6 protein-coding genes are annotated in these 12,780 nt (G+C 58.0%); 3 read left to right on the forward strand and 3 right to left on the reverse strand.

The annotated features are described in order from the left end of the window. Positions 1–4: 4 nt before the first annotated feature. Positions 5–727: a monofunctional biosynthetic peptidoglycan transglycosylase gene (gene mtgA, locus C1N60_RS17590; protein ID WP_127833599.1), complete on the reverse strand. Its 723-nt coding sequence runs from the start codon at positions 725–727 to the stop codon at positions 5–7. Between the two features lie 306 nt (positions 728–1,033). Between mtgA and C1N60_RS17595 the strand changes: the two genes are divergently transcribed. Further along, positions 1,034–1,369 carry a hypothetical protein gene (locus tag C1N60_RS17595; RefSeq protein WP_127833598.1) on the forward strand — a complete coding sequence of 112 codons (336 nt, stop codon included), beginning with the start codon at positions 1,034–1,036 and terminating at the stop codon, positions 1,367–1,369. Between the two features lie 257 nt (positions 1,370–1,626). Here the strand turns inward: C1N60_RS17595 and arcB are convergent, their stop codons facing one another. Continuing rightward, positions 1,627–3,960 (reverse strand): aerobic respiration two-component sensor histidine kinase ArcB, encoded by a 2,334-nt coding sequence (arcB, locus tag C1N60_RS17600; protein ID WP_058759597.1) that lies wholly within the window; start codon positions 3,958–3,960, stop codon positions 1,627–1,629. An 883-nt stretch (positions 3,961–4,843) separates the two neighbouring features. Here arcB and C1N60_RS17605 point away from each other — a divergent pair. After that, positions 4,844–10,375, forward strand: coding sequence for a glutamate synthase-related protein (locus C1N60_RS17605; RefSeq protein ID WP_394521149.1), 5,532 nt, complete (start codon positions 4,844–4,846; stop codon positions 10,373–10,375). Between the two features lie 53 nt (positions 10,376–10,428). Continuing rightward, on the forward strand, positions 10,429–12,183 hold the full coding sequence (locus C1N60_RS17610; protein ID WP_058770697.1) for a sulfite reductase subunit alpha: 1,755 nt from the start codon (positions 10,429–10,431) through the stop codon (positions 12,181–12,183). 111 nt (positions 12,184–12,294) lie between these two features. Here C1N60_RS17610 and sspB read toward each other — a convergent pair whose 3' ends face one another. Beyond that, complete coding sequence (sspB, locus tag C1N60_RS17615) at positions 12,295–12,780, reverse strand: ClpXP protease specificity-enhancing factor (RefSeq protein ID WP_021507752.1); 486 nt, start codon at positions 12,778–12,780, stop codon at positions 12,295–12,297.

Genomic DNA, 12,780 nt, shown 5'->3' on the forward strand with positions numbered 1-12,780 from the left:
CGCGTCAGTGCAGCTGGTAACGGTTGAGGAAGCCCTCGCCGCCCAGCTGGCGCATCTGGCGCATAATCCACTGCTGGCGCTGACGAATGTAGCCGGACGGCGCATCCGCGCGGAAGCGAATCGGATTCGGCAGCACCGCCGCCAGCAAAGCGGCTTCCGCCATGCTCAGCCGACTGGCAGGCTTGTGGAAATAGCGCTGCGATGCCTCTTCCACACCAAACACTCCATTACCGAACTCCGCAATATTCAGGTACACCGTCAGAATGCGGCGTTTGGTCCATACCGTTTCCAGCCCCACCGTCAGCCCGGCCTCCAGCCCTTTGCGCACCCAACTGCGGCCATCCCACAAGAACAGGTTCTTCGCCGTCTGCTGAGACAGCGTTGATGCGCCGCGCATCCGTTCGCTGCCGTCATTGTCCAGCACCTGCTGAATGGCATGCACGTCAAAGCCCCAGTGCTCAGGAAACTTCTGATCTTCCGAGGCGATCACCGCCAGCGCCATCCACGGTGAAATCTCATCCATTCCCACCCAGTCTGAATGGGCGACATAATCGAAGCGTCCGCTCAACCACGCGCCAAGCTGCCGCTCCACCATTACCGCCGAAAACGGCACCGGCAAAAATGCGAACAGCACAATACCGGCCAGCCACAGACCCAGCCATGCCAGAAGCACCCTGCCAGCCAGCCGCTTCAGGCGCTGGACCATCTTCCCTTTACTCTTACTCATGCAATCGTCTCTTACCGGTTCCCTGGATTAATCAATTACTCAGGTCATGATTTCAAATAGCGGTGATGCAAGCCGGAATTTTATCTCTGCGGCATCGCGACCACCAGCCAAACTCATTGCGCGGGCAACCATCGTTCCTCTATTAGAGCCAGTCGCATCAAGCACTTCCGGCAAAAAGGAATCGGTTCCATGCAGAAAAATCGCGCAGCGCGCACAGGCATAAATACTTAACCGATTGTGATACCGCTCACGTTAAACCTTTCACGATGTTTAACTATCATCTTTAGTAGTCAGTGAAGATGTTCATTGACAACCGAGACCATTCTGAAAAACACGGCGCAAATAGCGACAATTACGCTTCAGGCCAGGGCGCAACATGTAAAACGTTTTATCGCCCATCCGGTTTACGCTAACCGTTCAATGCCCGAACTGGAACTTTCAGCCGGGGGTTTCCAAAACGTTTTGGATAACCGCCACAAAATCTGGTTATTCATTATTAGAATCAATAACATGAGCATAAAAAAGACCGTTGCGCTGCGCTTTTTGCCGTTTCCCTTCGCCGCGCAGCGCTTTCCGGACCGCGACTGTGGGAAAACCAGGCAAAAAACCGGACATTTGCTCAAAAATAGTGCAATACGCTAAAGAAATTGATTCCTTGCTTGACTGTGTCAGCAAATTAATGTTTTCTGTATTTAAACGCTGCTCAACATCACACAATTTAATGAATCTTGTCACAAGCTGTGGCGAATTTGCTAAGGTGATTTTGAAGCGTTAACCAATACCACGCTGTTGCTTTTGTATTCGATTTCTAATAATAGCAGCAGCGCCCATTTCCCTGGTGTTGGCGCAGTATTCGCGCACCCCGGTTTCGACTGGGGTCATTTTTTTTCTGGCCCGCGCTATTTTTCCCGCTCCGCAACCCAGTTCCGTAATACTTCAACGTCGTGCCGCCACTCGTGTTTCAGCTCGTCGACCCACTCCTGCACGTTATCCCACCAGGCCGGCAATTCCGGTGACTGAATCTGTTTCGCCAGTTTCTGCAGATGCAGCAGGCCGACGGAGCCCGCCGCGCCTTTGATCTTGTGCCCCTCTTCGGCGATGCCCTTCTGGTCACGCGCCATCATGTTGGAGTCCAGCACCTCAAGATAACCCGGCATCATCTGCTCGAACATCGTCAGGCTTTGGGTGATCAGCCCCGGACCAACCAGCTCGATATACTGCTCCAGCATGTCGACATCCAGCAGCGTGCGTGACTGTTCCGCGTCGGCGTCACTCACCACCGCTTCGGCTTCGGCCTGGTAATCCCAGAATTTCTTGATCATCGCGGTCAGCGCCGGCACCGCCAGCGGTTTGCTCAGCACATCGTCCATGCCGGCATCGAGATACTCTTTTTTATCCTTCAGCACGTTGGCAGTCAGCGCGACCAGCGGCGGCAGCGTCACGCCGGCATGCTGCTGATGAATGGCGCGCGACACATCGAGGCCAGTCATGTCCGGCAGCTGGATATCCAGCAGCACCAGGTCGAACTCCTGCGGATCGAACATCGCCAGCGCCTCACCGCCGGTCATCGCCACCTCCACGCTGCAACCCAGCTTCTCCAGTACCGAGCGCGCCACAATCACGTTGAGCTCGATATCTTCTACCAGCAGCACATGCAGCGCCGGCAACGGCATGCTGTCGTCCTGATCCTCATCTTCCACTTCATCCGCCACGCGCGGCGCGTGAATTTCCACGGTAAAGCATGAGCCCTGACCCGGTGCGCTGCTGACGGTAATATCGCCGCCCATCGCCTGCGCCAGCCGGCGTGACACCGCCAGGCCAATCCCGGTCCCGGTGGCCGGTTTACCGCCGTGCTGATCTTTCACCTGGTAATACATGGCGAAGATTTTGTCCTGCTCTTCCTGCGGAATGCCCATCCCGGAGTCCTGCACCTCAAAGTGCAGCGTTTCGTCCTGGCGATAGGCGACGCGCACCACGATTTCGCCCTGCCGGGTAAACTTCACCGCATTGCCAATCAGGTTCCACAGAATCTGGCGCAGGCGCGTGCCGTCGGCGGAGATCTTGTGCGGCAGCGGCAACTCCGGTGCCATGACGAACTTCAGCCCTTTCGGCTGCGCCAGCAGGCCGGAGAGGTTTTCCAGGTCGGCGAGGAAGCCGGTGAAATCCAGCGGCTGGTTATCCAGCTGCACTTTGCGCCGCTCAATCTTGTCGACTTCGATCACATCATTAAAGATATTGCCGAGCGTGATGGCCGAGACGTGAATGGTTTTCAGGTACTTCAGCTGCTCCTGGTTGAGATCGGTATCCAGCAGGATGCGGCTTAACCCGACGATGCCGTTAAGCGGCGTACGCAGCTCGTGGCTGATGGTGGAGATAAAGGTGGTCTTTTCACGGCTGGCGTTCTCCAGCGCGTCCTGATAGCGCTTACGCTCGGTAATATCGCGTCCGAAGCCCATCAGGCCGCTACGCTTACCGACGCGGTCGTAATACGGCACTTTGCGGATTTCAAAGCAGGCTTTGCGCCCGTCCGGATACTGCAGCCACTGTTCATAGGTGAGCGACACATTGTGGCGAAACACCTTCTCATCGGTCTCCAGCACTTTGGTGGCGGCATCTTCGTCATAAATGTCGCGCGGCGTCAGGCCAATCAGCTGCTTCTCGCTCAGGCCGGTGAGCAGTTCCATGGCGCGGTTACAGCCGGAGAACTGTTTGTCGATGTTGCGATAGAACACCAGGTCGGGCGAGGCGTCGAGGAACGAACGCAGGAAGGAAGATTGCTGCTCCAGCTCAATCTGCGCCTGTTCACGCCGCGTCATCTCTTCGCGCAGCTTATCCATCACCTGCTCGCGCGCCTGCTCTGCTTTAATACGGTCGCTGATTTCCTGGTTCAGCTGGCTGATGGTCTCTTTCATCTGCTGATTCAGTTCAAGGTCGCGCGTGCGCATCTCCTCCAGCTTGTCCACCAGCTTCGACAGCCGCTGGCGCGACTCCTCCAGCTGATCGACCACCACGGAGAGAAAGTAGACCGCCCATGGGGTAATCAGCAGGCCAAAAAACACTGAACGCACCACGTCGATACTTTCAACGTGGCCACGCAGCACCATGGTGACCGCCATCTGCACCACCATTGCCAGCACCACCAGCGCCGAAGCCAGCAGCAGCGAAAACCGCACCAGCCCGAGCTTGACCATTAAATCCACGTAGTACTGTGCTAAAAGACGAATCTGTTTCATTACGCGCTCCCTGAACGAATCTGGCTCATCATAGCGTAATTATCCGCGCGCTGCGCCGCCGCACGCGCCGTGCGGACTGACTTTACGCCCTGTTATGGTGCAGCAGCGCGGCGTTTCGCCGACGTTCGCGCCTTTATGCCTAAAGCGCTTGACTAATTCTGCTAACTGAATAATCTGGAGTGCCGCGCTTTTGCGGGTCCCGGTGCCGCGTGCCCGGCGCATCCGCTTTCTGCAGCCATCCCTCCTGATGGTTGCCTTCCGTTATTGCATATCCATTCAGCTTAAGTGCTGTTTTAATCACACACTGGTTAATTAATTTTACTAATGGCAACCGCGTTTTGATTCAAATGTTCCGCCATAAGAAAAACAGATACATGCTGTGCACGAAACGGTCCAAACAGAATTTTGTGCTGGCATCCCCACATTCAACAGCATGGTCTGGAAATATGAGGCCGATCACACAGTGAGACGGCTCACACTTCATAAGGGAATCAGAAAGGTCAGATTGACATATATTTACGTAATAAAAACATAATAATCATACAGTTAAATCGCAAAAAGGCTGATTAACCGTAATAAAGCTGGCTATTTGACCTGAGTTCGCTTTCCCGATAAGTTGGAATTCCGCTGGATGCTTTCCAGTCGGGACTGTGTCTCGGCATATCTATGCAGCAAGAAGACTCCCTCTGGATGCAAGTTATCTCCCTTAGAGACCGGATTTTATGGACAGCCAATCAAGGACGTGAATCAGTGCCTTGATTGTCGTTGTCCGGTGTTGCGACGTCCGCGTAAAGCGCGCGAAAACAAATTGATACAGCACGCAGCAGCGCTCTGTGCCTGAAATAATGCAGGTAATGTCTAAAGCAGTTTAAGGAGACCCTCAATGTCCACTCAACAACCTAACCCCTGGGGTTTGTATGATCCATCAGCAGGAAGCGACAGCTGTGGTGTAGGTTTCATTACCCGCAAGGACGGCGAGCAGACCCATGAAATCCTGCAGATGGCGCATAGCGCCCTGTGCACGGTACCGCACCGTGGCGGGATGTCTGCAGAGGGCGTGGGCGATGGCGCGGGTGTTAACGTTGACCTCTCCCTGAACTTCTTCCGTAAGCTAACTGGTCAGGCGCTGGAAGCCGGACGCTTTGGCGTGGGCAACTTCTTTGTGCCGAAAGATGCGGCGCTGCGCGCGAACGCAGAGCGCCTGGTTGAAGAGACGCTGGCCGCTTACAATTTCCCGGTGCTGCTGAAGCGTGACATGCCGCTGGATAACAGCGTCACGCGCCCGGCGGCACAGCAGTTCCAGCTGCCGATTGTGCAGTGGGTGTTTGCCGCACCGCAGGATGTAACCGAACAGACTGAATTCGAGCGCCACATCTACCGTGCGCTGCTGGATATTGAAGCGCGCGCCTTTACTGAAAGCGAATTCGGCGGTCTCTATCCGCTGTCGCTGTCGTCGCGCACCCAGGTGTTCAAAGCCCGCCTGAACTCCAACGAAGTGATTCCTTACTTCAAAGATCTGACCGATCCCGATCATCAGGTGCGCGGACTGTTTTTCCATACCCGCTTCTCCACCAATACCGATCCGCATACCACAATGGCGCAGCCGTTCCGCCTGATGGCGCACAACGGTGAGCTGAACACGGACCGTAAAAACCGCATCGCGGAAGCGGCACTGATGCTGGCGCGCGGCAAAAAGATCGTGCGGCCAAAAGGCCAGTCTGACAGTTCGCGTCTCGATCAGAGCATCCACAGCCGTCTGATGGAAGATAACCTCGATCTGATCAACGCCGTGGTTTCAATGATGCCGCCGGCGTGGGAAAACGACACCTCGCTGTCGGCTGAAGTGCGCGCCATGCTGGAATACTTCTCGCTGTATGAAGAGAAGAACGACGGCCCCGCCGCGCTGATCTTCGGTAACGGCGAAGTGATCGGCGCACGGCTGGACCGTCTTGGCCTGCGTCCGCTGCGCTCCGTCGAAACCGCTGAGTACATTGGTGCGATGTCAGAAGCCGGCCAGATCGCCTTCCCACCGGAGAGCGTGCTGCGCCGTGGCCGTATCGAAGCTGGCGGCATGCTCTATTACGATCACAAAGAGAAACGCTCTTACACCACCGTGCAGGCGCTGGAAAAGCTGGCGGCAGAAAAAGATTATCTCTCCCTGGTGCAGGCGGCACGCGTTGAACTGCAGCAGCTGCCGGAAGTGCCGGCAGAGAAACTCGGCTCACCGCTGCGCTATCGCGGCGACCTGAAAACCTATCAGCGCTTTGTGGCTTACTACTACAACCAGGAAAGCTTCAAATTCATGATGGACCCGATGCTGCAAACCGGCGCTGAGAAGATCTCCGCGATGGGTTACGGCAACGCCATCAATGGCCTGTCCGATCATGAAGGCGGCATGGCGCACTACTTCTCGCAGCGCTTTGCACAGGTCACCAACCCGCCGCTCGACTCCATCCGTGAAGCGGACGGCATGACGCTGCGCGTGGCGCTCGGCGCTAAACCGCACCTCGGCCGCAGTAAAGGCCAGCAGATCATCGTGCCAAGCCCAATCCTGACGCACCTGGACATGCTGCGTCTGCGCGAGCAGAAAGTGGCGCCGTATGCGCGCTTCGAGATGCTGTATGAGCCGGTGATCGGTAAAGACATCGTCAGCCGCGCCGCCAACGCCAAAGCGCTGGAAAACGCTATCGATAACCTGGCGCAGCAGGTGGTGGATTTTGCCCGTCAGCAGGGCGGCATCGCGGTGATCACCGATCGCCATATCTCTTCAACTCATGCGGCCATTCCGATGCTGCTGATGGTGTCGGCCATCAACCAGCGTCTGGTGCAGGAAGGCCTGCGTCTGGATGTGTCACTGGTGGTCGAGAGCGGCCAGAGCATCTCCTCGCACCATATCGCCGCCACGCTCGGCTTTGGCGCCTCTGCCGTGTATCCGCTGGGCGTACAGATGCGTGCAGAAGAGAAGTTTGGCGAAGGTGAAGAAGGCAACAAAGCGTTCAAACGCTATGCCAAAGCGGCAGAAAAAGCGCTGATGAAAACCATGGGCAAAGTGGGCCTGTGTACCGTTGAGAGCTACAGCTGCGGTGAGTTCTTCGAGCCGAACTTCCTCGATACCGAAGATCCGGTGCTGAAGAAATATTTCCCGAATATCAAAACCCCGGTGGGCGGCGCGGGCTTCCCGGCCATCGCGCAGATGGCGGTGGACTGGCACCAGAGCGCGCTGAAAATTCAGGGCGAAGCCGAAGTACCGCTGCTGGGGCTGTTTAAAGAACGTGCCGAAGGCGCGGGCCACTCGTACGGCACCATCGCGGTACGTACTTTTATTGATATGACAGAGCAGCCGATTCGCTTCGCTGACAAAGCGCGCGAAGAGGACAACTTTATCCGTCTGATGACGCTGGCCAGGCTGGACAACGCGTTCAGTATCAAAGCCGAAGCGTTTAAAGACAGCAGCTTCGAGCGCATCCCGAATGCGGTGATCGACAGCTTTACTATCACGCCGGATTACCGTCAGTTCTCCAGCCTGATGCACGCTGAGCGTAAGCGTCGTCCGGCGGCGCTGCGCGACATCCTCGCGCTGCCATGCGATCTGACCCACGTGGACAGCGAAGCCGAATTTGGCCGCAAGCTGGGCCGCTACTCGCTGGTTAACAACGGCTTCGCCATTCGCGGCCTACGCTGCGAAGCGGTGAACGGTAGCCTCAACCAGTTTGAGCTGCGTCTGATTGATGCCATTGCCGGCCTGAAGCCGGAGAGCGAGCGTCTGGCCGCGCTGTCACGCGCGCTGAAAACCCGCTTTAACGATGAGATCGAAAGCAGCAGCATCACTGAAGGCGTGTTGCACATTACCGCTTACGGTCAGGCAGCAGACTATCTGGCAAAAATCTTTACCGCGCTGCCCTCGCTGCCGCTGGAAGAGATTCAGCCGGCGCACGAAATCACCCGTACCTTCGCCTCAGGCGCCATGAGCCACGGCGCGCTGGTCGCGCCGGCGCACGAAGCGGTAGCGCACGGCACCAATATGGTGGGCGGAATGAGTAACTGTGGTGAAGGTGGCGAACACTATTCACGCCACGGCACCATCCGCGCATCGCGCATCAAACAGCTGGCGTCCGGTCGTTTCGGCGTATGGGCGGCTTATCTGGCCGACCCGATGCTGGAAGAGCTGGAGATCAAAATTGGCCAGGGCGCTAAACCGGGCGAAGGCGGTCAGCTGCCAGCACCGAAAGTGACGGTGGAGATTGCGGCCGCACGTGGCGGTACGCCGGGCGTTGAGCTGGTATCACCGCCGCCGCACCACGATACTTATTCTATCGAGGATTTGGCGCAGCTGATCCACGACTGTAAAGCGGCGCGCGTGCGCGTTATCGTCAAACTGGTGTCGTCTGAAGGCATCGGTACTATCGCAGTCGGCGTGGCAAAAGCCGGCGCAGACGTCATCAACGTCGCCGGTAACACCGGCGGCACCGGTGCGGCGTCGGTCACCAGCCTGAAATACACCGGGCGCGTGGCGGAAATCGGCATCGCCGAAGTGCACCAGGCGCTGTGCGCGAACGGGCTGCGTGACAAAGTGCAGCTGCGCTGCTCCGGCGCACAGCAGACCGGCAGCGACGTGATCAAATCGGCCCTGCTCGGCGGCGACAGCTTCGAGTTCGGCACCACCGCGCTGATGATGCTGAAATGCGTGATGGCGAAAAACTGTAACGTCAAATGCCCGGCAGGCCTCACTACTAACGCTGAAGCCTTCGATGGCGATCCGCGTCAGCTGGCGCAGTACTTCATCAACGTGGCGCAGGAAGTGCGTGAGTTCCTCGCACGCCTCGGTCTGCGTTCGCTGCGTGAAGCGCGCGGCCGCTCTGACCTGCTGCACCTGATGGATCATCCGCTGGAAGTGGGCAAACTCGATCTGCGCGCCATGCTGACCGTGGTGCCGGAGCAGAAGATCGCTCAGCCAGTGTATCTGGAAAAAGATTTCGAGCTGGACGATGGCTGGGTAGACGAGCTGAAAGCGCAGCTGGTTGATGCTGCCCGCCCTGAGATTACGCTGGGTAACGGCGTAACGCTGAACAACCGTAACAAGAGCGTTGGCGGTCAGCTGGCGATCGATATTGAGCGCATGCTGAACCACGAGCTGTCGGCGCAGCAGCTGGCCGCGCTGCCGGCGGTACTGCAGGATGACCGTGGCCGGAAATATCTGGCACCGCGCACAGTGCAGATTGATACCCGCGGGTCAGCCGGTCAGTCATTTGGCGCGTTCTGCAACGACGGCATGCAGATGAAGCATTACGGCACCTGTAACGATGGCGTCGGTAAAGGTCAGTGTGGCGGCGAACTGGTGGTGATGTCACCGGGCGGCGGCGCACAGGACAGCGACGGCAACGTGCTGATCGGTAACTTTGCGCTGTTCGGCGCGACCGGCGGTCGTCTGTTTGTTCAGGGCCAGGCCGGTGACCGTTTCGCCGTGCGTAACTCAGGCGCCACCGCGGTGGTGGAAGGCGTCGGCGACTTCTGCTGTGAATACATGACCAACGGCGCGATTCTTAACCTCGGCACCTTTGGTAAAGGTTTCGGTAACGGCATGAGCGGCGGCTTCGCCTATCAGTACGATCCGTACCGTTCCCTGGCCGCGCACGCCGCCGGTGATTCGGTGCTGTTCGGCTCCATCGCTGACGAAGACGAAATGGCGCAGGTGCACAAGCAGGCAGTGCTGACCATGCTGCACTGGCACCTCGAAGCCACCCAGTCGCCGCGCGCGGCGTGGCTGCTGGAGAACTGGGAAACCGAGTGTCAGCACTTCGTTTACGTCATGCCGCGCTCGCTGCTGCTGTATCAGGACGGCGGCGAAATCCTGAAAGCGAAAACGCGTAAGGATTTGCTGGAAGAGCTGTCCACGTCGCTGGCCGCGCATCAGGTTGCTAAGTTCAAATCAGCCTGGCGTGCGGGCAAAACCATCGCCGACGGTGCGGTACCGGCCTACGGCGCGACCGATACGCAGGAGATGTTTGTTCTGCTGAATAACTACACCGTTCTGAGCTTCGCGCAGCAGCTTGCGCTGGGCAAACTGCCGAAAGGCACAGCGGTGGAAGACGCGGCAGTCGAGAAAGCGGTTCGCAACCTGCTGATGACCGAAGATTTCGCGCTGGTCAGCAAGCTGCAGCGTCATGCCCGTGCGGCCATTGAGAACTACAGCGATGATGAGCTGGCAAGCCTGATCGCCGCCAAGCGTATGTCGGATTACAAAGCCGCGCTGACGCAGCGTAACATTCGCTCCATGGACAGCCTGGCAACCTATGGCTGGATCATTTATCAGGACGCCTGCAACCGTGAGGTGCTGGGCCATCTTCCTGATTTTGAAGAGCTGTTTGCACGCGCCGCACTGCCAGAGATTGCCGCCGCGGTCGGGAAACTCTCCTGATTGCGCTGCGAAAGAAGATTGATGACGATAAAACGGTTTGAGTACTGATATCCATGAAGATTCCTTACATTCCTGAAGACGCGCCGTTTAACGGCGAACAGAAATACTGGCTGGCGGGGTTTCTCGCCGGTCTCCACTCGCGCCTGCTGGTATTAGAAGACAAGCAGACCGCACCGGCAGCGGGCGCCAGCGCCACCACCCAGCTGCATATTCTGTTTGGTTCCCAGACCGGTAACGCCGAAGCGCTGGCGCAGACCGCAGCCAAAGCGGCGCGCGCTAAAGGCCTGGTGCCGGTAGTGCAGGCGCTGGGTGAAGTGGATCTGGATGTGTTCGCCACCATGCGTCATGTACTGATCGTCACCTCCACCTACGGCGAAGGCGAAATGCCAGACAACGCACAGCTGTTCTGGCAGGCCATCTCAGCCAGCACCGCGCCGCGTCTGGAGCAGATGCACTTTGCCGTGCTGGCAATCGGCGATACCGGCTACGACGGTTTCTGCCAGGCCGGTAAGTTCATTGATATGCGCCTGGAGCAGCTGGGGGCGAAACGCGTGGTGGATCGCATCGACTGCGACATCGATTACGAAGAGCCTTCCAGCGAGTGGATTGGCAGCGCCATGCCACAGTTTGCCGCCAGCGCGGGCAGCAGCGGCACGGTGCTGGAGAGCGCGCCGGAAGCGCCGGTGATCCCGGGCAGCAACAAGCAAAACCCGTACGCGGCGGCGCTGGTGACTAATAAGCGTCTGTCCGGCGAGCAGTCCGCCAAAGATATCCGTCACTTCGAATTTGACCTGAGCGACAGCGGCCTGAAATACGAAGCCGGTGATGCGCTGGGCGTGATCCCGGTGAACGATGCCGGGCTGGTGAGCCTGCTGCTGAGCGAGCTGAAAGCCGACTACGAAACCCCGGTGCCAGGCTTTGACCGTAACCTCGGCGATCTGCTGACTTATCAGTTCGAGATTTCTGAGCCGTCGCGCAAGCTGATCGAGTGGGTCGGACAGCACACCACCAACCAGGAGCTGCTGCACGTCCTGCAGCACGACGATAAAGACACGCTGGCCAACTGGCTGTGGGGCAAAGATACGCTGGATCTGCTGCAGCTCGAACTGAAGCGTAATCTGTCGGTGCCGGAGCTGGTGGCGATGCTGCGTCCGCTGCAGCACCGTGCTTACTCCATTTCGTCCAGCTCGAAGGCGCACCCTAACCAGGTGCATCTGACCATCGCTTCCGTGCGCTATCACAGCGGTGGCCGCGAGCGTAAAGGCGTGTGCTCCACCTATCTTGCTGAACGCGTGCGTCGCGGAGAGAAGCCGGCGATCTTTATTTCGCCGAACAAAGCGTTCCGCGTGCCGGCGAACAATAACGCCCCGCTGATCATGGTCGGTCCGGGTACCGGCATCGCGCCGTTCCGCGCCTTCCTGCAGGAGCGTCAGGCGACCGGTGCTGAAGGTAAAAACTGGCTGTTCTTCGGCGACCAGCATCAGGAACATGATTACATTTACGCGGATGAGCTGGCGGGCTGGCAGCAGAGCGGTCTGCTGACGCATCTCGACCTGGCCTTCTCCCGCGATCAGGAAGAGAAGATTTACGTGCAGAACCGCATGCTGGAGAAAGGCGCTGAGCTGTACGCCTGGCTGCAGGAAGGCGCCTACTTCTACGTCTGTGGCGATGCCTCACGCATGGCGAAAGATGTCGATGCCGCGCTGTATGAAGTGGTGCGTCAGTTCGGTGGTCTTTCCAGCGAGCGTGCCGCAGCCTATATCGATCAGCTGAAGAAAGATAAGCGTTATCTGCGCGACGTTTATTAAGATCGGTACAAAGGGAGCGCTACGCTCCCTTTGGTCTGCTGCGCGCTAAGCCGCGCCGCGACACAGGCATAAAAAAACGGGCTAATCAGCCCGTTTTTTATTTTCCGCGATTTACTTCACTACACGCAGTGAAGGACGTCCACCGCGCGGCGGCGGTTCGTCATCCGGTGAAGAGTCGTCATCCGTCGCATCGTCCGGACGGTCACCATCAATCACCGACATCAGCGTCTCTTCCTGGCCGCCTTCCTGCTCGTCGCCGGACAGCTCATAAGCAGGCTCCGGTTCGAACATGGTGCCGGCGCCGTTTTCGCGCGCGTAAATCGCCAGCACCGCAGCCATCGGCACGGATACCTGGCGCGGCACGCCGCCGAAACGCGCATTGAAGCGTACCTGATCGTTGGCAAGCTCAAGGTTACCCACCGCGCGCGGTGCGATGTTCAGGACAATCTGTCCGTCACGAGCGTACTCCAGCGGCACCTGTACGCCAGGCAGATTGATATCCACCACCAGATGCGGCGTCAGCTGGTTGTCGAGCAGCCATTCATAAAAGGCCCGCAGCAGATAGGGACGGCGGGCAGTAAGTTGCGACATTTCCAT

It is taken from the genome of Pantoea sp. SGAir0184 (assembly GCF_043544755.1).

What these genes read in the sequence shown, in the direction of transcription:
- sspB (WP_021507752.1), bottom strand. Translation starts at nt 12,780, where the DNA reads ATGGAAATGTCGCAACTTACTGCCCGCCGTCCCTATCTGCTGCGGGCC.
- arcB (WP_058759597.1), bottom strand. Translation starts at nt 3,960, where the DNA reads ATGAAACAGATTCGTCTTTTAGCACAGTACTACGTGGATTTAATGGTC.
- C1N60_RS17610 (WP_058770697.1), top strand. Translation starts at nt 10,429, where the DNA reads ATGAAGATTCCTTACATTCCTGAAGACGCGCCGTTTAACGGCGAACAG.
- C1N60_RS17605 (WP_394521149.1), top strand. Translation starts at nt 4,844, where the DNA reads ATGTCCACTCAACAACCTAACCCCTGGGGTTTGTATGATCCATCAGCA.
- mtgA (WP_127833599.1), bottom strand. Translation starts at nt 727, where the DNA reads ATGAGTAAGAGTAAAGGGAAGATGGTCCAGCGCCTGAAGCGGCTGGCT.